The organism is Hymenobacter sp. FMD4 (genome assembly GCF_058932745.1).
Genome location: NZ_JBZYWH010000008.1, coordinates 11648 through 32318 on the forward strand (window position 1 = coordinate 11648; position 20671 = coordinate 32318).

Genomic DNA, 20671 nt, shown 5'->3' on the forward strand with positions numbered 1-20671 from the left:
TTCTGCTACCAGAACGGGGCTTTTGCGTAGCTAAAACCGATTACTGCTTGGCAAACCGCTCCACGTAGGTTTGCTGTGAACCCACCACGCGAACCACGTACAGGCCCGCTTTCAGGCCGCCCACTTTGCGGTTGAGCTGCTCGTTGAGCTGCTCCAAGGAGCCGGTGCTCGAGAAGACCAAGCGGCCATCGGTGGTATGCACCTGCAATTGCAGCGCAGTACCACGCTCGGGTATTTCCAGACGCACCGACTGGTTTACGGGGTTTGGAAACAGGCCCAGCTTGGCCGGGCGGGCCGTCGGCTGGGTGGAAGTGGCCGGGCTGAAGAGGTAGCGCGTTTGTACCGGGTAGTGGTCGGAAGTGGTGCTGCCGTAGCTGGCTACCTGGCCCGCCACATTGGTCAGAATTTCAGCCGAGCCGTTGATGTAATAGGAGTTCATCTCGTTGGAGACGATGACGTGGTCGATAACGTCGCTATAACTTACAGTGGAACGCTTGCCTGCCAAACTGAGCGGCAGCGTCAGGGCCGGGTAGTTTGCTGGGTCGCTGGTGAAGGCGCTGTACGAAGTAACAGTAGTGCTCAGACCGGTGGTAATGGTTTGGTCGAGGTCGTCGTTGAAGTCGCCCAGCAAAACAAAATTGGCCGTGGGATAGTCGCGGTCGAGCAGAGCTTTAAGCGCATCGGCGCCATTCTTGCGGCGGTCGTAGGAGGTAGCGGTGGGGCTGGTATTGGCCTTGGCGTGAATCAGGATGAAATTCACTTGCCGGGTGATGCCGCCCAGCGTCACGTCGGCTTGCATCACGAAGGGAAAGCGCCCCGATGACCACCAATTGTAGGCCTGGCAGTTTTGGGCCTGCGTGCAGCGAAACAGCGCCGTGAAGGTGGGGTTGCTTATCACGCTGGTGCGGTAAATAAAGGCCAGCTTCTGAGAGGTGGCGTAGTCCGGATCGGTGCGGCTATCGGCAAACGAGCCAAAGTCCGACACGCGGTAGGCGTAACCCGGCATTTGGGCCACCAACGCATTCAGACGCATGGTGTCCACGATTTCCACCAGGGCATACACGTCGGCGTTAAGGTTATTCAGAATCGTACGGACGTTGTTGAACTGCTGATTGTCGTTGGTCGGACCCATGGTCGGCGAGCCAAACCATTCTACGTTCCAGTTCACCACTTCCAGCGTGTTGGTGGCGTCGTATGTGTTGCCGGTCAGCGGCAAGATGACCGCGGCGGTGCCGGGAGTGCTCAGGGTAAGCTCGGCGCTGTAGGTGCGCAGGTTCTGGGTAGGAGTGAAGCGCACCGAAATCGGCAGCGAATTGCCGGAAGCCGTAGCCTGCGTGAGCGTGACGGAACTGCCGAAAGCGCCATTGCCCTGTGCCACCTGAAAGGCCGGATCAGAAGACGTGATGGTGACGTTGCCGGTTAGGTTGGAGAAAGTGGCGGTAAAGGTTTCGGTGCTGGTGCTATTCACGGCTCGGTAGCCAAATGCCACGCTGGGCGTGCTGAGGCGCAACGCAGGCGGGGGCGCCACCAAAGAGTTAGTTACGCTTACGTCGTCGAGGGTCCAGCGGGCCCCTTCGTCGTTGGTCGAGCTATACACGAACGCCACGTACACGTCCGCCTGCTTGTAGGCGCTCAGGTCGATGTCACGAGTTTGCACCCAGGGCTCTGTGCCGCGGTTGGCGAAAGTACTGTTCAGGTCGGTCCACGTAACGCCGGCGGCGGTAGGGTCGCCGGTGCCGGAGTAATTCGTGGACACCATCAGCGTCAGCGGTGGCCCGTTGAAGGCAACGCGGCTCCAGTAAGAAAGCAGCGGGTAGGTGGTGCCGCTAAGGTTGAGTGCCGGCGAAATCAGCCAGTCTTCGTTAAGCACGTTGGTGCCGTTGGCAAAGCCATTGATCTGCAAGCCGCTCGGGCTGCTGGCCAGCCCGGTGGGGTCGTTAGCATCGCGGCCGAAGCTGGTGCAGCCCCAGGTTTGGCCGCCTGATACGCTGAACTGCGTCCAGCCATCGGCTAGCTGCGCACCGTTGCAGGCGTTGAAATTGAATACCAGTTGGCTCGGGTCGATGCCCACACCGCTCAGGTTCACCGTGCGGGTGGTGGCGCCAGGGCTGCTATGCGTGAGGGTGCCGGTGAAGGGGCCAGCAGCAGTGGGCGCAAACTGCACATACAGCGTGCGAACCGCCGCTAGCTCGGTGGGCGTCAGCGTGAGCGAACTGCTAAACGCACTGTTGTCTTTCGATACGGTGAAAGGTCCGGTGGCCGTCACGGTTGCATTGCCGGTCAGGTTGGCCGCCGTGAGGGTGTAGGGTTGAGGCGCCGAATTAGTGTTGATGTTTTGATTGCCAAAAGCCAGCGCCGCCGACGATACCGTCAGGGTAGGCGTGGTGGAGCCGGCCGTGCTCCAAGCCAGAGTGAAGTCGTCGATGGCCGTAGTCGGTCGGCTACCCGCGCCCGTGCTGGCTACCAGCGTCACCACCCTGATCCAGACTGGCCCAGCGCTATTGTTAAGCGCGTTGCCGAAGCTGACGTTGATCAGGGTATTTGAAAAGGTGCTGTTGCCGGTGGTGCCAGTGCCGCCGGTTACCGGCGTAAAGGTCGTGGGCGTGGCACCGGTCGCATAATCAACTTGCCAGCTCACTGTGCGCTCTGGCGCGGCGTCGAGCGACTGCAGCCGGAAGCTAAGCTCGAAATCCGTGCGGCCGGTGGTATTAGCGGCCTGAAATACGAAGGCCGCGCCAGGGTCGTAGCCACCGGTGCCCATCTGTCGCACGCCGAGGGCGCGGTTGGTGGCGGCATTTTGGGCGGTAGCGCTGCTGCCAACCGGCAGGCCAGTGGCCGAAGCCAGGTTTTTAAAACCGGCACCTGCAGCGCTCCAAGAAGCTGGTGTCGGTGCAAAGACGCCCACAGTTCCCAGCGTACTAGCCGTGGCACCGGTGTACACCTCGAAGCCGGTGGGCAGGCCATTGGCTAGATTATCGAAGGTTTGGGAGTAGGGGCTGGTGCCTAAGCTGACCTGCGCCCACACCGGTAAGGCGTTCAGCATCAGCAGCAGGCTCCAAAGCAAGCCCAAGCGTAGTCGTTGTGTCATGAAAAAGCAGGAAACGTTGCTTGTAAAGATATTCCATACGTACTGCCCAAGCCTTTAGGGCAGAATTATCATATTGTTTGATCGAGCAATTGGTTGATTCATATAGCTTTAATTCCCTGGTTAATGGGAGCTGAAAAGTGCCGTCGCGCACTTCTGAGGGGCCGAACTAACTTGCCGCACTAGATATGATGACTTCCGAACGCACCACTCGCCCCACGGCCGGAACCTATCCGCCCTACTTTGACAATTACATCAGCCGTGTTGGCGCCGATGCCGACCCGCTCGATATGCTCCGCGCCGAACCCACGGCCTTGCATCAGCTCGTAGCGGGCCTCACCGATGAGCAGGCCACGTTGCGCTACGCACCCGGTAAGTGGAGCATCAAGCAAATGGTGCTGCACATGGCCGATACCGAGCGCATCTTCACTTACCGCGCCCTGCGCTTTGCCCGCGGCGATGCCCAAAGCCTCCCTGGGTTCGACGAAAATACCTACGCCGACCAGTCCGGCGCCGATGAGCGCACCCTCGCCAGCCTGCTCGATGAATACGCCGCCGTGCGGCTGGCTTCTCTGTCGCTGCTCCAGCACCTCACTCCTGAGCAACTAGCGCAGCAGGGCACCGCCAGCGGCCACCCCGTGACGGTGCGGGCACTGCTGTTTGCGCTGGCCGGCCACGAGTCGCACCATCTGCACATTCTGCAGGAGCGCTACTTGCCGCTGTTGTAAATTGATGATAACCAGTCGGCCCGGATGGAATAAGTGTTCCATCCGGGCCGACTGGTTATTTGGTGTAGTAGGGTTCCTTCTCTTTGTCGTGGTAGCGCAGATAGCCGTGTAGCACCAGCTTGATCAGCATGCGGTACGCCCGGCGCTTTGAGACGTTGATCAGCTTCATGTATTGCGGGAGCGTGAGCCGGGCGTGCTGCTGCACATAATCCAGGGCCACTTGTTCGTGATGGTTCAGGGGCAACCGCTCAAACTGGCTGGGCGGCTCGGTAGCCAGCACCTTCTCCGTCAGGTGGGATGTTTGTACGCTCTGGTCGCCCACGCGTACGTATCCGCGCCAGTCGTCGTCGCCTACTAAGGCACGGTGGGGTTTGCGGGTGCTTTCGGCCACTGTCACTACCAGCACGGTGCGCTCATCCGCCTCCAACTCTTCCACCTGTAGCTTAAGGGGCGGTTCCACGTAATGTTCGGCGGCCTGGCGCAATAAATACAGCTCTTCCTCAGGGTCGCGTACACCCACAATTCGGCCATTATCTTCTACTCCCACCAGCACTTTTCCGCCGCGGCTATTGGCCAGCGAAGCGAGGGTACGGGAAATTCGTGTTGGGTGGGTCGTGCGCTTTTTAAATTCAAGCGTTTCGCCCTCACCCGTTGCTATCAATTCGCGCAACCGTTGTAAAGTAAATGCCATCGTGTTAAGGCTGATTATGCACCAGCTAGGATGAAAGCCAATATCAATTGACGTAAGTGCAGCCCAGTTGTGCTTGGCACATAGTTAACTTCAAAAGGAGGGCAGGCGTTTCATTCTGGCTTGCTTAAGCACGAACCATTTTGCCTTGTTTTCGGCGGATAGACTTTGTTAAGCTTGAATCATAGTTATTTGAATAACGTATTCGGCTAAGTGATAACGCCTTTGATCTTGGCGAAGCCTAATATGCCTAAAATAAAAAGAGCCCGACGATATAGGTATCGGCGGGCTCTTTTTATCAAGAAGCGGTAGATGATTAGCCGTTGTTGGCAGCACTCTTAGGCGGACGGCCAGGGCCACGACGACGGCCTTCGCCGGCCTCAGCACCTTCGGCAGTAGGCTTACGGCCTGGTTTCTTGCGCTCCGAAGGCTCATAGGCCGGGTCCAGCAATTCACCAAGTTCGTTTAATGCTGCCTGAACTTTGGTATGAGCGCGACGGATTTCGCGAACCAGGTTTTCGTTGCGGCCAGCATCTGTCAATACTTTTTGCAGGTGCTGAAGGTTAAGTTCGGCCATGTTATGAAAAGGTTTAATGAATACAATTCCTGAACAAAGGAACGAGAAATAAAAAATAAAGTAACGTCAGGGGGTATTTTTTTTGGCAAGCATATCTTGAATAGCCCTTTGCAAGGCTGTAAATGCTGATTTAACGCGCTGTTTAGCCTAGTTAGTAATACCTGATGCGTGGTTACTGACGGAAAATTAGGCGGGTTTTATCAATTATTAATTTCAAGTGCGTTGCGTATTTATCGGAGGATAATAAAGTGAATAGTTATTCGCCGATGCCGGTTTCCTCAACTGAAATACGCCATAGGCGGTGCGCTTCGGCGCGGTTGGCAGCTTTATTAGATAAACTCGACGGCTTACAATCTTTGAAATACATGCCGCTGCACCGAGCGAGATTAGAATTAGTTACCATACACACAATCCGCCTTGCAGCCTGATCATTGGTGCGGGCAAAAGGCCAGGCGAATACCATTAATAGTTGCATCAGCCGCGAGCTGTGCGACCATAAATTGGAACGCACTACGCCAGGGTGCATGCTAAAGGCCGTGATGCCAGTGAATTCGAGGCGCTCGGCTAAGGCTTTGGTGAAGAGGATGTTGGCCAACTTAGAGTCGCAGTAGGCTGTGAAGGCGCTACTGCGGTTGGGATCGGAGCGAGCCGCTACCACCGACTCTATTTCCCCAAGCCGGTGCGCTTCCGAGGCTACCGTAATGATGCGTGAGCCCGGCCCAGAGGTTTCCAACAGCGGCAGCAGGCGGTTGGTCAGTACGAAAGGAGCCAGATGATTGGTTACCCAGCATAGCTCATGGCCTTCCTCAGTAGTGACGAGGTTGTTGGGCAAAACCCCGGCGTTGTTGATAAGCACATCGAGCCGCTCGTAGCGGGCCAGGATTTCGTCGCACAGCCGGTGCACATCGGTCAGCCTGGATAAGTCGCAAAGCAGCAGCTCGGGGGAAGGGGTATCCGGGGCAGCCGAAAGCTGCACGGCGGCGCGCGCCCGCTCGCCGCGGCCGGCGTCGCGGCAGACGAGAAGCAAATGGGCGCCTAAGGCAGCCAGCCGATGAGCCGCTGCCAGCCCGATGCCCGATGAAGCGCCGGTAAGCAGAATGGTGCGCCCCTGCAAAGAGGCAGTAGGTAATCTTGCTTTCATGGTGGAGGGCCAAGCCCAACAGTTCCTGGCCAGAGTATATACGCAAAAATGCCGCCTCCGATGACCGGAGGCGGCATTTTCCTGATGTCAGCGCTGCTTAGAAGGGCAGGTCGTTGTCGTCGTCAGACGCGATGGGAGCCGGACGCTGTGGCTGCGCGTCGCGGCGCAGGCCGGGGTTCTGGTTGGCTGCGGGAGCAGCGTAGCCACCCTGCTGTTGGCCACCGCCCGAAGCACCGCCGCTGGAAGGCTCGATGCGCCATGCTTCCAGGTTGGTGAAGTACAGCATCTGGCCGTTCTTGTTGAAACCGCGGCCACGCAGGTTGAACTGCACACGTACCTCGTCGCCAATCTTGTATTGGTCGATCAGGGCCGTTTTGTCTTGCACCAGCTGAAACTTGATATGCTCGGGATACTGGCCGTCTACGACTTCCAGCACGAACTCGCGCTTGCGGAATTTCTCGCTCACCTGTTGCTCGTCCATAATGTCGTGCAGGCGGCCGGTAGCTTCGTAAGCCATAGTCAAAAAGAGGAGGGATGTTGAAAATTAGTAAGCCAAATCTACGAAAAATAATTCCCCGTCAGCGGCTCGCCAAGGCCCTTTGCTACCGCCTTTTTTGCTCCTATATATAATAAGGAGTAAGCACGCCAAATGCTGCCCAACCCCAACCGAGGCTCGCCGCTGCCGTACTGCAAGCGGCATTTCTTTCTAACTGCATGTCCCACATAGCCCTTGCCCTACATGGCGGTGCTGGCACCATCGCCCGCCACCAGCTCTCTGCCGATGCCGAACTTGATTACCGCCGCGCCCTGCGTAGTGCCTTGTTGGCCGGTTACGATTTGTTGCGCCAAGGTGCCTCGGCGCTCGATGCGGTGGAGTACACCGTAGAGCAGCTCGAAAACTATCCGCTGTTCAACGCCGGCCGCGGTGCCGTCTTTACCCACGAAGGTCACCACGAAATGGACGCTTCCATTATGGATGGCCGAAGCGGTATGGCAGGGGCCGTTACGGGCGTGCGGGCCGTGCAAAATCCAATCCGGGCGGCGCGCCTCGTGATGGAGCGCTCCGAGCACGTATTGCTGTCTTGGCCCGGGGCCGAGGAATTTGCCCGCCAGCACGGGTTGCCGCTGCAGCCACCGGAGTACTTTTTTACCGAGCATCGCTACGCGCAGCTTCAGGAGGCCCTGAGCAGCGGCCGCATTCGGCTTGACCACAGCCACGATGGACCTCTCGATGAGCCGGACAAATTCAACGAAGACCCCAAACGCAAGATGGGCACGGTGGGCGCCGTGGCCCGCGACGCGCGTGGGCACCTAGCTGCGGCCACCAGCACTGGCGGTATGACCAACAAGCGCTTCTCCCGGGTCGGCGATTCGCCCATCATTGGGGCCGGCACTTGGGCCGATGACCGCACTTGCGCCATCAGTTGCACCGGCCACGGCGAGTACTTTATCCGGGCCGTGGTGGCGCACGATGTGGCCTGCCTGATGGAGTACCGCGGACTTAGCTTGGCCGAAGCATGCTATGTGGTGGTCAACGACAAACTCGTGCGCACCGGGGGCGAAGGCGGGCTGGTGGCAGTGGACGCAGCCGGCAACATTGCGCTGCCCTTTAATTCCGAAGGCATGTACCGGGCCAGCATCAGCAGCGAGTCACCGCTGTTTGTGGGTATTTATCGGGACGAGTAGAGGCAGGGCCTGATCTGCGCTATATATAATAAGGAGTAGGAGCGGTTTTGCCCACCGGTGGCATTAGAAATTTTGAACGTCACTTTCGGTTGTTGCTGGCGCTGCTTCGTAAAAGATGGTGATTCTCTTCGGAGATTTTTTTGACCAAGCAATTTCAATCATGGATAATCGCACTGAACACCCTAACCGCCAAAACCAAGACGCTCCGCAAAACGATGCACTGAATTCGCCAACTGCCGGCGCCGAAGCGCGTCAGCCGGGCGAGGAGTTTTTCACGCTTCCGGAAGATGGCCCGCACCAGCGCAGTACTGATGCCGAGGTGACCCCCGACCGTGGTACTTCGGAGCCGCAGTCGTTCTTGGACCGCGAAACCAACGGGCAGCAACTCGAAATCAACGAAAGCGACGCCGACAAACACATTCGGCCAGCCGATACCATCAACGGTGGCCTAGCAGAGCACTCATCGCTGCACGACAACAACGACCGCGACACGTACGCGCAATAATTAGTGCTTTTTGCAAAAAGGAAAAAGGGCGGCGCCATCTGGCGCCGCCCTTTTTTATGTGTGAATTGCTACTTACAAATTCGGCGGCGATTCTACCGCGCGTGGGTGCGCCTCCAATGCTTCGTCGTGGGTGCGCTTGTCGACAAAGAACTGCCGGTCGCGAATGTCATACACATTGCCCTTGGCCAACACGTGCATGGTCATGTTCTCAATCGACAGCGCCGTGCCCTTGTCGACCACGGCCGAATTGTTGTGCCGAATGGTATGCCCGTCGATGATAATAACCAAGTTGGAGCCGATGGTCTCGATCAGGTTGCCGTCGTAGATCAAAACGCCGGTGTCTTCGCCCAGCCCGATGCCGATCAGGCGCTCATGCAAGCCTACTGCCTCAATGAGCCGACCAAAGCGTCCGCGCTTCACGAAGTGGGAATCGATGACCACGTTGTGAATCAGGCCCAGGCCGTTACCCATCTTCACGGCGCCTTTCATCAGCGCTTCCGGTACCGAGCCGCCCCGAATCATGATGTGCGACATGGCCATGGCCCCGGCGCTGGTGCCCGCTACTACAAAGCACGGCTCTGTTTGGTAACGCTGCACCAGCAGCTCCAGAAACTGCGTGCCCCCAAACATCTGCTTGATCCGGGACTGGTCGCCGCCCGAAAACATGATAATGTCGGCGGCCCGAAGGCGGTCCAGGTATTCGGGCTGGTCGGTATCCTCGGGCACCCGAATATCCAGCACCCCCACGTTCATGCAGTTCAGCATGCCGAAGGAGGAGACGTAGATGCGACCGACTTCTTCCGGAATCATCGAAGCCGTGGTAATGACTTCGATGCGCGGGTCGGTTTTGCCGCTTTCCATCACGACGCGCTTCAGAATGCCTAGTTCGAAGAAGTTGAGGTAGTACTTCTTTTGTTTGCGGGAATTAGGGTGGGTGCCCTTGTCTTCGTTGCCGCCAATGGCAATCAGCTTACCCAGAGGTTTCGGAGTGCTCAACTATCGGATGGGCCTTTAAGGATGAACGAAAAAACAGAAGGAGCCAGACGCGTGCGCCAGCCCCGCTGACTGTAAGAGTTATGCCAGGGCAGGTCGTCCTACTAACGTATCTAAGGTGCTGGTGGATACGGAATGATAGTTGGCGCGGGCCTTTTGGTAGATCTGACGGGCGCGAGCTTGGCCCGCGGGCGTAGCGAGCAGGGCTTTGTATAGCGGCACCAGGAATTTGCGTCGTCCCACGCGGGTCAGGAAAGTGGCTAAGGATTCGTCGGCTGCGGAGTAGCCAGCCCGGATGGCGTGCGGAAACCATGCCGTAAGGATTTCGGCATTACCGGATTGGGTAAAACCGAAAGCCTCATCCAGTTCCTGCAGCTGCTCGGCGCTGATGTGCTCGGGCAGGCCGTGCAAAAAATGCACCCATTCGTGCGTGCTCCAGTCCTGGGTTTCGAGCGCAGCCGGCGCGGCCCCGTGCCTCCAAGTCAGCAACGCCGCCTCCACACTGGCAAAACGCTCCGACTCCACCGGCGGCGCCACCGGCGGGATACCCGGCGCGTTTATCCATTTGTCGAGCTGTACTTGCTCCTCGGCTCCGGGTACCTTGTCCAGCAACTCGCGGCGCAGGTACTGCAGGAAGCTGTCCGTGTCCATCGACTGAAACGCGTGTTCCGAAAAATACTGCGTGATAAACGCGTCGAGCTTTTCCCGGCCCACGATGCTTTCCAGGGTCAGCAGCAGGTAATTTCCCTTCTCGTAGGCAATTTCATTTAGGCCTTCGTCGGGGTCACGGCCGGCTAACTGTAGGTGAAGGTGGGTATCGGGACTGTCTTTGCCCAATTCGTCAATGGTGTGGTGCAAGCCTGTTTGACCAAGAACCTGCAGCATATCGGCATAGGGCCGCCCGTAGAGGCGTTCCATGATGCGCCGCTCAAAGTATACTGTGAAGCCTTCGTTCAGCCAGAAGTCGTTCCAAGTAGCGTTGGTCACCAGATTACCCGACCAGGAGTGTGCCAACTCGTGCGCTACCAAGCTGGTAAGGCTTCGGTCGCCGGACAAGATGGTGGGCGTGACGAAAGTGAGGCGCGGGTTTTCCATGCCGCCGAAGGGGAACGACGGCGGCAGCACCAGCAGATCGTACCGCTCCCAGCGGTAGGGGCCGTACAGCTCTTCCGCTGCCGCCACCATATTCTCGAGGTCGGCAAACTCGTGGGTGGATACCGGGAGGGTAGTCGGCTCGGCGTAGATGCCGGTGCGGTGGCTTAGGGCCTCAAACCGAAGGTCGCCGACGGCCAGCGCCATGAGGTAAGCCGGAATGGGCTGCGGCATGCGAAAGCTATACTCTCCCGTGTTGGAGCGCCGCTGCGGATTCTCGGCACTCATCAAAGCCAGTAGCTCCTGGGGGCCGCGCACGGTGGCATCATAAGTAAAGCGCACCCCCGGCGAATCTTGGCACGGAATCCAGGTGCGTGCCAGGATGGCCTGCGACTGAGTGAAGAGAAACGGGTGCACTTTACCGGCTGTTTGCTCGGGCGCTAGCCATTGCAACGCGGCGGCCTCGGGCGCGGTGCGGTACCGAATCGTTACCGTTTTTGTGGTCGGCTGCACCTCGATGCGTAAAGCCTGGCCCAGCACGGCATCGGCCGGACCGAGCTCAAACGGAGTAGAGTTGGAGTCACCGTCTAGGGTTATGGCGTCTATGGTAAGGTCGCGCGCATCAAGCCAAAGCTCCCGCCCACCAGCTTGCACTTCTATTTGCCAAGTGGCTTCGCCCAGCAAGGTGCGGGTCGCAAAGTCCACGGTCAGGTCGAGCGAGAGGTGGCGCACTACAGCCTCGGCGGGGCGGGCGCAGCTGTGCGGATCGGAGGCGAGCAGCGAAACGGTCATGTATATACTATGAGGAGTGGGAAGGTGAGTTTAGCAAAGATAGCCGCTAGGGTGGCTGCGTATTATGGCTTTTAGCTACGAGCAGCACCGCTTTTGGCCAGATCAGCAATGAAAAAACACCACTTAGTTGTAGCCGGATTCCGAGTGAAAAGGCCATTCAGACAGCAGGTGTAAGGCTGACGTGGAGGCTCAACAGGTAGTTGTCAAGGTCGATAATTGGCTTTTGGGATAAGCCAAACTATTTAGAAATGTTTCGTTTAGCAGGCATTTTCGGCTATCTTGCCCCGTGGAATAATGCGGCCTGCGGTAACCTGCCGGGGGCCGTTGGAGTACAATTAGGCAATCCGTGCCCGTGGCCCTGAGGTCAGGGATGCCACTGCGGAGCAGCGGAACTGCCGCATTGTTTTTCCACCTTCTCTCATGAAATTCTCGGTTCAAACCGTTTTCCAATCAACCCTAACGCTGTGGCTGGCCCTCTGCCTGTTACTGGTTACCGCATCGTGTAGCCAGGATCAGAAGGAGCGCGTCAAGGATGCAGCGGCTGATCTACTGCCGGGCAGCAGCAAAAAAGCGGGCCCGCAGCCGCGTGTAGATACCGTGTATGTCGAAAAATACATGGCTTCGAAACCGGCGTTTAAAGAAGAAATTGAGTGGGGCAAGAAGTTCTACAAGGAGCGGGACGGCCGGCTGGGCTGGTTTAAAAACCATGAGATTTTGCCTCATGCCGAGCGCATGCTCAGCGTGGTTAACAAAGCCGGTGAAGAGGGCCTGAACCCAAAGGACTACCAGATAGTAGACTTTGATCTGCTCTTTTCCAAGATCAAAGAGGCTCCGGATACTACCGCTCGCAACGCTTTAGAAAAGGAAATAGACGTTGCCTTGTCGGCCACCTACTTTAACTGGGCCGATGATTTTTACCGCGGTATTGCCAATCCGCGGGACGTCAAAAACGTCAGCTGGGGGGTAAAACGCAACAAAATCAAGTTGCATAAAGCCCTCATGACCATACTGGAGGAGCGCGAGAGTACGTATCCGTACTACGAATTCGAGCCCTTGCACCCTGAGTACGACCGTTTGCGCAGCGCCCTGGCTCGGTTCCGCACCATGCAGCGCAACGGTGGCTGGCCTACCGTGCCCGAAGTAAAGCGCCTGCGTCCCGGCGACTCATCTTCCGTGGTGCCGGTGCTGCGCCAGCGCCTGCTCGGCTTCCAGCCCGATGGTACTCCTAATCCAAACGTGTCCGCGCAACCGCGGGCCGTACCTGCAGGCAATAAGCCTGGCCAGCCGGCACCAGCCGGGGCGCGTGCCGTCAACGTGTACGACACCGAGCTGGTAGCAGCAGTGGAAGAGTTTCAGGAACTGCACGGCCTGAATGCCGATGGCAACATCGGACCCGAGACGATTAAGTACATGAACGTTTCGCTGCAGGAGCGCATCGACCAACTCATCCTGAATATGGAGCGGTGGCGCTGGATTCCGAAACGGTTCGAGCCGAACTACCTGCTGGTGAATATTCCGGCCTACCACATGTGGGTGTACGAGAACGGTAAGCCGGCGCTTGACATGCGAGTCATCGTAGGCAAGCAGCTGAACGCAACGCCGGTCTTCAGCGACAAGATGGAGTACGTGGTATTGTCGCCCTACTGGAACGTGCCCTTCAGTATTATTGATAAGGAACTGCGTCCGGGTCTGAGCTCTGACCCCGTTGGCTACCTCAACCGCCTCGACATGGAGGTGGTGAAAGGCTTCGGAGAGAAGGCCACCCCGGTCGATCCGACCAGCATTGATTGGGCTAATCTTACGGAGAAGACTTGGAGGTACACGCTGCGCAAGCGCCCAGGCCCGCGCAATGATTTGGGCGACGTAAAATTCATATTCCCGAACTCGCAGGACATCTACCTGCACGACACTCCGAACGACCAGCTGTTCTCTCAATCCAAACGTGGCTTCAGCCACGGCTGCGTGCGCGTAGAGCGGCCACTGGAGTTGGCGGAGTATCTGCTGCGCAATAAGCCGGGCTGGGACATGACCAAAATACAGGAAACCGTGGCGGCCCGGAAAGAGCAGCATGTGACGCTACCCGAGAAGCTGCCGGTGTACTTGGTGTACTTTACTTCCTGGGTAGACGACAAAGGCAACGTTCATTTCCGCGAAGACATCTACGGTCATGATCAGACCTTGGCGCGGCAATACTTTAGCACGTAACCCGCGTCTTTCCCTCTAAGCCCTGAGTATTACTTGGGCTTACCGCTCTTATATTTCCAAAGCAAAGGCCGCCACTTCCTCATCGGGAGTGGCGGCCTTTGCTTTATAGCTGTTACCTAAGAGTTGTCAATCGTGTGAAAGTTAGTCGTGACTTCACTTCGGTATGAACGATATGAAGTGAGCCAATGGGTAACACTGGCTAATGGTTAAAGCACTCAATGTGGAGTGAAGGCCTGGGGCAGGGGGTATAAAGGTGCGGGAATAGGCAAGGAAGGCTGGTTGTTTACATGTGTAACTTATGTAAACTGCTCCTATGGTTTTGTAAACACGTCAAAGCTTAAGCCATACTGTTTACTTATGTAATAACAATTGTGTTTGGGTTGGAAGACGGCATGATGTGGCATCGATTGATACCTGTAGATTTGTAAACCAATTTTAAGACTCATGGTAGATCGTATCCGGCAGCTGATTCAGGCTCGCCAACTAAGCCCAACCCAGTTTGCAGACACTATCGGAGTTGCAAGGCCTATTGTAAGCCATATTCTGGGAGGGCGCAACAAGCCAAGTTTAGAGGTTATACAGAAGATCATTGCTGCTTTTCCCGATCTGTCTATGCCATGGCTGCTAACTGGTCAGGGCACAATGCTCGCTGCGGCCCCAGACAGGGCTTCAGACGAAACCTCAAGCCTGGTTGCTTCTCTAGGTACTTCTGCTGCGCCAAAACGCTCTCCTAAGGCCTCTAATGCTCCAGCTCCTAACAGGCCTAAGCCAAATACAGCAGAAATGGTAGCAGCGCCAGCTATACTGCCTGCTGCTGTGGAGCAAGTGCCAGCACAACAACCGACTCAGGAAGCTTTGCCCCCAGACTTTCAGCCCAAGAGGTTAGTACCTCAGCATGATATAGCGCCATCAGTGCCTGCTCCTACAGCTCATCAAGTAGCTCCCACACAAGCAAAGACTGTTCGTCGCGTAGTGATTTTCTACAGCGACGGTACATTCAGCGACTATAGCCCTGCTGCCGATACGCACCAGAACGCGTAGAGGAGAGCCCATGGCTTCGTACAACTTGTCAGTGTCTTTGGATTAAGCCCTTGTTGAGCTATAATGGCTATGCCAAAACGCACCTTGATAGGAGGTTGGCTCTTTCTGTGTGTAAAAGCTTTGTTATATGATTGGTTGAAGATATTGAAAGCTTATATAGATGATTCATGGGTGTATTTACGTATTGTTTATCAACTTGTTAAGTAAAGGCGTCTAAAGTCGAAATGTAAGTTTAAAGCCTGGTTATGTGCTTATGTATAGTATTTTTATTGTTCAATTTTGCTTAATGATTTTTGCAGACTAAGGTTGTTGTTTTACAATAAGGGTTGTGCTAACAATATTGACAGCTATTCATGCAGGTTATGTCTTATTTTGCTTTCAAAATGTTGACGCCTCATAAACTTGTTGAAGCCAATTTGTTTAGTTAGCCAGATAGCGGTGTTATGATTGTGTATAAGAGTAAATAAGCAAGCAAAAGGTCTGTCGCTAATTGATTATGAAGTGAAGACTGTGGTTGTGAATTGTAAACGCATGATGGATTTGCGCTCTTTGCGTTTAAGAGTAGGATCTGTAAACGCGCTACTATATTTTATACGGGGCAATGTCCTGGCGTGGACTAGAAAACTGTTTAAAAACCTTATTTGCCGGATTGCAGGGTGGGTGCTTACCTTTGGGGCATGAAGAAGACCTTCCTGCTCGCTTTGTTTGCTGGGGTTGCAGCGCTGGCCACCTCGTGCACGCCTCCCCCGAATGCTGAAAACGACCCTAATGCCGATGCCGCCTACAAGCGCAGCCATCGGGCTGAGGGTTACCGCGAAGCTCAGAGCAGCAACCCAAACGCCATTAAGTAGTGGCGGTAAAGTAGCTGCTGCAGCTGCGGAATAGCCAAATAAGCAACAGCCCCGCTCGACTTTGTGTCGAGCGGGGCTGTTGGCGTTAGTACTACTTATTCCAGTCTCAGACTAAGACCTGAGTGGCTACTGGCTCTGGGGCCGCATGCCATGCAGGCAACTGAATGCCGGCAGCGAGTTGCTCTTCAAGTAAGCGGGCCCAAGTGCGTAGGTACAGCACCACATCGTCGCGGTGGTTGTGGCGGAGGGTGTCACGGCGTTCGAATGGAATGGCGGCCCGAATGGTCGGATCGGATAGCCGTTCCAGATGCGCCAGATCGGAGCGGGTGAAGCCAGCCGCTATCATTTCGTCGATGGTTTCATCGATGGGTAAGCCACTGGTAGGGCAGTAATCGCGCAGCTGCTGGTCCCAGTCGCCGTAGCGTTGCAGGGCGCGAGCGTGAATTTCGCCCTTAGTCAGGCGGGTGACGGTTTGGGCAAGGTGGCCGCAATTGCAGCTGCCCATGTGGCCCCATTGATACGGGGCTTGCGTAGCCAGGCGCTGGGCGGTGGCGCGCAGCGCTTCGATGACGGAAAGCGAACAGTTAGCCATAAGGAGTGCTGTCGATCTGATGAACGGGTGGCCCTTGCTTCAGAGGCTCAGGCGCTACTGTATAAGCGAAGGGCCCCTGAATTTGTTCGCTGCGTTGTCAAAAGCCAACGGGCCTAGCACTTGAGAGCCAAAAAAAGCCACAGCCGCCCATCGGAAGACGGACGGCTGTGGAAGCACTGCGGATCAAATGCGGTGCCTTTGGAGGTACCGATAAGTCAAACGGGCTAGTCGCGGCGGCGCCGACGGCCGGAGCGGCCGTTGGGACGTGGCTTACCGGCCGCAGCCGGGCTAGCGCTGGATTGACCACGGCCGGCCGCCTTTTGGCGGGGTGCGGGGGCTGCAGCCGGCCTCGCCGACTCTTTGCGGCCACCACCGGCGCTGGGGCCACGGCCTGCGCCCGAGCGGGGCGGCCGCCCCGCTGGGCCTTTAGGCTTGGTAATATTCGGGCCCTTCAGCGGTACCGGAGCCACTTCGTTGTTGGCGTAGGAGTGGTTCTCAATCAGCGGAATCTGCTGGTTGATCAGGCGCTGAATGTCCTGTAGGTAGGCACGTTCCTCCAAGTCACAGAAGGAAAGAGCCATGCCTTCGGCGCCGGCGCGGCCTGTGCGGCCGATGCGGTGCACGTAGGTTTCGGGCTCGTTGGGCAGCTCATAGTTAATTACGTGACTCAGCTCGTCCACGTCGATGCCGCGGGCAGCCAGGTCGGTAGCAACCAGCACGCGCGTTTCACCGGTCTTAAAGTTTTGCAGGGCCCGTTGGCGGGCGTTCTGCGACTTATTACCGTGAATGGCTTCGGCCCCGATGCCTTTCGCGTTAAGGCCTTTGGTCACGCGGTCGGCGCCGTGCTTGGTGCGGGTAAAGACCAGCACGCGGCGCAACTCAGGGTTGCTGAGCACTTCCAGCAGCAGGTAGGGCTTGTCGGTTTTCTCCACCAAATAAACGGCCTGCTCCACCTTTTCGGCGGTGCTGGACACGGGCGTCACGGCTACCTGCACGGGGTTGCGCAGGATAGAGTCGGCCAGCTGCTGAATGGTAGGCGGCATGGTGGCCGAGAAAAACAGCGACTGGCGCTGTTTGGGCAGTAGTGGTAGGATGCGCCGGATGTCGTTGATGAAGCCCATGTCGAGCATGCGGTCGGCTTCGTCAAGCACGAAAATCTCCAGGCGCTTCAGGTCGATGTAGCCCTGGCCGATAAGGTCGAGCAGGCGACCGGGTGTGGCCACGAGCACATCCATGCCGCGCTGGAGCGCCTGCACCTGCGGGTGCTGGCTTACGCCGCCGAAGATGACGGCATGGCGCAGCTTCAAGTTCTGGCCGTAAGTGGCAAAGCTTTCCCCGATCTGGATGGCCAGCTCGCGGGTAGGCGTGAGAATGAGGGCCCGCACGGCGCGTGAGCCGCTGGGTTGGTTCTGGGGCTTGGAAAGGTGCAGGCGCTGGAGCAGCGGCAGCGTAAAGGCGGCGGTTTTGCCTGTGCCAGTCTGGGCCACGCCGAGCAGGTCGCGCGAGTCGAGCACGTGCGGAATAGCCTGCTGCTGGATGGGGGTGGGGCGTTCGTAGCCGGATGCGTGCAGGGCTTTTAGTAGCTCTGGCAGCAGGTGGAGGTCGTCAAATGTCAAAATCAACAGAAAAAAGAAATGCGGCTTAAGGGGTATAGGGCAAACATTGGCCCGCATATTTGGCGTAAAGGCTCACTCAAGCCTTCCCAAATTGTACCCCATGAAGATTACAAAGGTAGAAACGGTTTACGACGGCTTCTATAAAATGCGCAAACTGACCCTGCAAGACGGCGACGAGCAGTTGGTGCGGGAACGGTTTGAGCCCGGCCGCGCCGTCGCGGCCCTAGTATTTGACACCAACAAAGATCAATACGTTTTCGTGCGCCAATACCGGATTGGTGTGGAAGGCGAAGTGCTGGAAATAGCAGCCGGCATGATCGATAAGGCTGGCGAAGGGCCGGAAGCCACCATTCGCCGCGAGATAGAGGAGGAGCTCGGCTATGAGGTCGACAAGCTGGAGCACATTGTGGACATGTACCCCTCGCCAGGCGCCAACGCCGAGCAGATTATCATCTACTACGCCGAGGTAAGCCGCCGTAACGGAGAAGGTGGCGGCGTCGAAGGCGAGCATGAAAACATCACGGCCGTGTACCTAAGCTGGGACGAAATGCTGCGCGAAAAGATTCAGGATGCCAAGTCGCTAGTGGCTGTGCAATGGGCTCAGCTGCGGCGAAAATAGATATGCCCAAATGAAGAATAAACCTGGATTAGAAAGCAAAGCAAATATAGCCTTCTAATCCGGGTTTATTCTTTTGTATAAGTTATGATTACTGCGTATTTACCACGTAATCAAAGCGCTGCTGCAGTTTTTCGTCCTTGATGCTGACCATTACCGAACCCGGTTGCTCGGTCTTAACAAATGGAATAGTGCGGGTGCTCATGTATAGGTCGCGGTTCCAGAAGCGGCCGGTGCCGGGCGTAAGCTGCTGGCTGAGGAGTTCCTTTCCGTCCTTGGTACGGGCCGTGACAGTGAGCAAGCTGGGGTCGGCATTCTTGGCGCCTTTGCGGTGCATGGTAATGACGAGCGTACCGCCAGCAGGCAGCGCGTTGAGGCGGCGCTGGTAGGTGGTATCGGCCCAGCTGTTCATTTTCTTCAGCTCGTTGATTTCCGTGAGCAACTCGGTGTAGGGGCGGTAGGCGATGCGCGTGAAGGTGCCCTCCACTTGCTGCTCATCTTCCGTGTTCTTGGTCACGTTCTGCACATACTGGCACTCGCTGTCTTTTTTGGGCAGCATGTACTTTTTACGCTCCACGCCAGGATCGGATTGGGCGTGAGCCGCCGCCCCGAGGGTCAGCAGGGTAATCAGGGTAAAAAACTTCTTCATAGCAAATCAAGCCGACGCAAAGGCGCGCCGTTCAGCCGACAAAAATAGGCAACTTCCAATGCCGGACCACGAGGAAACACGGCCTTTGAACAGCGTTTTGTCCAATAAGTGGATATAAAGGCGGCGTAAACCCGTTTTACACCTCAACGGCTTCGGCGTAGCTTGCACTTGCGCTACGCGTGCTTTATCGCCCTTACCATGCTCCTGACCATCAGCACCACCCGTCACCCCGCCACCGACCTTGGCTACTTGCTGCACAAGAACCCCGCCCGCATGCAGGCTGTGGAGCTGGCTTACGGCCGCGCCCACATCTTTTACCCCGAGGCCACGGCGGAGCGCTGCACTGCGGCTTTGTTGCTCGATATCGACCCGGTGGGCCTGGTGCGCAACCACCGCGGCCCGGCCGGGGAGGGCTTTGCACTGGAGCAGTACGTCAACGACCGGCCATACGTGGCCTCTTCGTTTATGAGCGTAGCCATTGCCAAGGCGTTTAACACTGCCCTCAGCGGCACCTGCAAGGACCGCCCCGAACTGCCCGATGAGCAATGGCCCTTCGAGGTGACGGTAAGCGTGGTACCGGCCCCCTCTGAAACTTTGCTGCGGCGTTTGTTTGAGCCGCTGGGCTACGCTGTAGAAGTTGAAAGCTACCCGCTCGACCCGGCCATGCCCGAATGGGGCGAGAGCCGCTACTTCACCCTGCGCCTGCGCCACGCGGCCTTGCGGCTACGCGAGGTGCTTAGCCACCTGTACGTGCTAATCCCGGTGCTCGATAACGATAAGCACTATTGGGTGGGAGAGGCCGAAATCGAGAAACTGCTAAGCAAAGGCGGCGAGTGGCTACCGCGCCACCCCGAGCGGGAATTTATCACTAGGCGCTACCTGCTGAATCTGGCGGCTTATACGCGGCCGGCCCTTGAGCGCCTGCTCGAAGGCGACGAAACAGACATGCCCGACGCAGCTGCGGGCGAGTTGCTGGATGAGTTTGCTGATTCCCCAACGGGCGCTTCCGCATCGGCCGCGGGCAACGCTGAAGCAAGCGCCGAGCGTCGCAACTTGCATGACTTGCGTTTGGAGCACGTAGCCGCCGAAATTGGCCGGTTAGGTGCCAAGCGCGTGCTGGATCTGGGCTGCGGCGAAGGCAAGCTGCTGCGCCTGTTGCTGCAAAACCGCGGCATCGAGTACGTGCTGGGCATGGACGTATCGTATCAGGCCCTGACGCGGGCCCAGGACCGCCTCGGCGTGCTGGATATGGCCCCGCGCCAGCGGCAGCGACTCGACCTGATTCAGGGTTCCTTGCTTTACCACGACCCGCGCCTCGCTGGGTTTGATGCCGCCGCGGTGGTGGAGGTTATCGAGCACCTGGACGAGGGCCGGCTGGCCGCGTTTGAACGGGTGGTTTTTGAACGGGCCAAGCCGGGCATGGTATTCGTGACCACGCCCAACGTGACCTACAACCAGAAATTCGAGAAGCTGCACGCCGGCGAGTTTCGCCACTCCGACCACCGCTTCGAGTGGACGCGGGCGGAGTTTGAGGCTTGGGCCACGGGCGTGGCCGAGCGCCACGGGTACCGCGTGCGCGTGGAGCCGCTAGGGCCAGAAGAGGCTGAGGTAGGAGCGCCCTCGCAGCTGGCGGTGTTCGAGGTGCTGAGCGGAGCAAACTAGCCGGCTGGTACGGCCCCAAGTAGTGTGACGTAAGTACTATGTCATGAGAACCATGACAGGCTTATGCTTTCCGGTACATTACTCCACGGTCTGCACTCGTTTACTTTCGGAGCGGTACTTGACCATTTGCCTCCGTATTTTTGAAGTAACCC

At 57.3% G+C, this 20671-nt stretch carries 18 protein-coding genes; 8 read left to right on the plus strand and 10 right to left on the minus strand.

Going from position 1 to position 20671, the window contains the following annotated elements; all coding sequences use genetic code 11:
- Positions 1–40: 40 nt before the first annotated feature.
- Positions 41–3088 (minus strand): choice-of-anchor J domain-containing protein, encoded by a 3048-nt coding sequence (locus AC5FXY_RS09740; RefSeq protein WP_493556477.1) that lies wholly within the window; start codon positions 3086–3088, stop codon positions 41–43.
- Between the two features lie 185 nt (positions 3089–3273).
- Between AC5FXY_RS09740 and AC5FXY_RS09745 the strand changes: the two genes are divergently transcribed.
- The gene (locus AC5FXY_RS09745) at positions 3274–3813 is read left to right on the plus strand and encodes a DinB family protein (protein WP_493556478.1); all 540 of its coding nucleotides are present in this window, start codon (positions 3274–3276) and stop codon (positions 3811–3813) included.
- A 55-nt stretch (positions 3814–3868) separates the two neighbouring features.
- Here the strand turns inward: AC5FXY_RS09745 and AC5FXY_RS09750 are convergent, their stop codons facing one another.
- The 4 genes from AC5FXY_RS09750 to AC5FXY_RS09765 form a co-directional block, all read right to left on the minus strand.
- Entirely contained in the window at positions 3869–4504 is a 636-nt protein-coding gene (locus AC5FXY_RS09750) for an AlbA family DNA-binding domain-containing protein (RefSeq protein WP_493556479.1), read from the minus strand.
- Between the two features lie 313 nt (positions 4505–4817).
- Positions 4818–5078, minus strand: coding sequence for a hypothetical protein (locus AC5FXY_RS09755; RefSeq protein ID WP_493556480.1), 261 nt, complete (start codon positions 5076–5078; stop codon positions 4818–4820).
- Positions 5079–5334: 256 nt separating this feature from the next.
- Positions 5335–6219: an SDR family NAD(P)-dependent oxidoreductase gene (locus AC5FXY_RS09760; RefSeq protein ID WP_493556481.1), complete on the minus strand. Its 885-nt coding sequence runs from the start codon at positions 6217–6219 to the stop codon at positions 5335–5337.
- 97 nt (positions 6220–6316) lie between these two features.
- Positions 6317–6736, minus strand: a complete 420-nt coding sequence (locus AC5FXY_RS09765) for a DUF3127 domain-containing protein (RefSeq protein WP_493556482.1) — start codon at positions 6734–6736, stop codon at positions 6317–6319.
- A gap of 197 nt (positions 6737–6933) precedes the next feature.
- Between AC5FXY_RS09765 and AC5FXY_RS09770 the strand changes: the two genes are divergently transcribed.
- Together AC5FXY_RS09770 and AC5FXY_RS09775 are read left to right on the plus strand one after the other, a co-directional pair.
- The gene (locus tag AC5FXY_RS09770; protein ID WP_493556483.1) at positions 6934–7905 is read left to right on the plus strand and encodes an isoaspartyl peptidase/L-asparaginase family protein; all 972 of its coding nucleotides are present in this window, start codon (positions 6934–6936) and stop codon (positions 7903–7905) included.
- Positions 7906–8065: 160 nt separating this feature from the next.
- Positions 8066–8410 carry a hypothetical protein gene (locus AC5FXY_RS09775; RefSeq protein WP_493556484.1) on the plus strand — a complete coding sequence of 115 codons (345 nt, stop codon included), beginning with the start codon at positions 8066–8068 and terminating at the stop codon, positions 8408–8410.
- 72 nt (positions 8411–8482) lie between these two features.
- On the opposite strand, the gene AC5FXY_RS09780 is transcribed toward AC5FXY_RS09775, so the two are convergent.
- Both AC5FXY_RS09780 and AC5FXY_RS09785 read right to left on the minus strand, forming a co-directional pair.
- Positions 8483–9406 (minus strand): cyanophycinase, encoded by a 924-nt coding sequence (locus tag AC5FXY_RS09780; protein ID WP_493556485.1) that lies wholly within the window; start codon positions 9404–9406, stop codon positions 8483–8485.
- A gap of 78 nt (positions 9407–9484) precedes the next feature.
- Entirely contained in the window at positions 9485–11287 is a 1803-nt protein-coding gene (locus AC5FXY_RS09785; RefSeq protein ID WP_493556486.1) for a M1 family metallopeptidase, read from the minus strand.
- A gap of 420 nt (positions 11288–11707) precedes the next feature.
- Here AC5FXY_RS09785 and AC5FXY_RS09790 point away from each other — a divergent pair, with 420 nt between their 5' ends.
- The 3 genes from AC5FXY_RS09790 to AC5FXY_RS09800 all read left to right on the plus strand — a co-directional run bounded on the left by AC5FXY_RS09790 (position 11708) and on the right by AC5FXY_RS09800 (position 15384).
- Positions 11708–13492 carry a L,D-transpeptidase family protein gene (locus tag AC5FXY_RS09790; protein ID WP_493556487.1) on the plus strand — a complete coding sequence of 595 codons (1785 nt, stop codon included), beginning with the start codon at positions 11708–11710 and terminating at the stop codon, positions 13490–13492.
- Positions 13493–13936: 444 nt separating this feature from the next.
- Positions 13937–14533, plus strand: coding sequence for a helix-turn-helix domain-containing protein (locus tag AC5FXY_RS09795; RefSeq protein WP_493556488.1), 597 nt, complete (start codon positions 13937–13939; stop codon positions 14531–14533).
- Between the two features lie 677 nt (positions 14534–15210).
- Positions 15211–15384, plus strand: a complete 174-nt coding sequence (locus AC5FXY_RS09800) for a hypothetical protein (RefSeq protein WP_493556489.1) — start codon at positions 15211–15213, stop codon at positions 15382–15384.
- 106 nt (positions 15385–15490) lie between these two features.
- On the opposite strand, the gene AC5FXY_RS09805 is transcribed toward AC5FXY_RS09800, so the two are convergent.
- Together AC5FXY_RS09805 and AC5FXY_RS09810 are read right to left on the minus strand one after the other, a co-directional pair.
- Positions 15491–15976 (minus strand): hypothetical protein, encoded by a 486-nt coding sequence (locus tag AC5FXY_RS09805; RefSeq protein ID WP_493556490.1) that lies wholly within the window; start codon positions 15974–15976, stop codon positions 15491–15493.
- Positions 15977–16200: 224 nt separating this feature from the next.
- Positions 16201–17592, minus strand: coding sequence for a DEAD/DEAH box helicase (locus tag AC5FXY_RS09810; protein WP_493556615.1), 1392 nt, complete (start codon positions 17590–17592; stop codon positions 16201–16203).
- Positions 17593–17692: 100 nt separating this feature from the next.
- Between AC5FXY_RS09810 and AC5FXY_RS09815 the strand changes: the two genes are divergently transcribed.
- On the plus strand, positions 17693–18211 hold the full coding sequence (locus AC5FXY_RS09815) for an NUDIX domain-containing protein (RefSeq protein ID WP_493556491.1): 519 nt from the start codon (positions 17693–17695) through the stop codon (positions 18209–18211).
- An 88-nt stretch (positions 18212–18299) separates the two neighbouring features.
- Here AC5FXY_RS09815 and AC5FXY_RS09820 read toward each other — a convergent pair whose 3' ends face one another.
- Complete coding sequence (locus AC5FXY_RS09820; RefSeq protein WP_493556492.1) at positions 18300–18857, minus strand: hypothetical protein; 558 nt, start codon at positions 18855–18857, stop codon at positions 18300–18302.
- Positions 18858–19055: 198 nt separating this feature from the next.
- Between AC5FXY_RS09820 and AC5FXY_RS09825 the strand changes: the two genes are divergently transcribed.
- A complete protein-coding gene (locus AC5FXY_RS09825) occupies positions 19056–20519 on the plus strand; it encodes a 3' terminal RNA ribose 2'-O-methyltransferase Hen1 (RefSeq protein ID WP_493556493.1) in 1464 nt (487 codons plus the stop codon).
- The last annotated feature ends 152 nt before the right edge of the window (positions 20520–20671 follow it).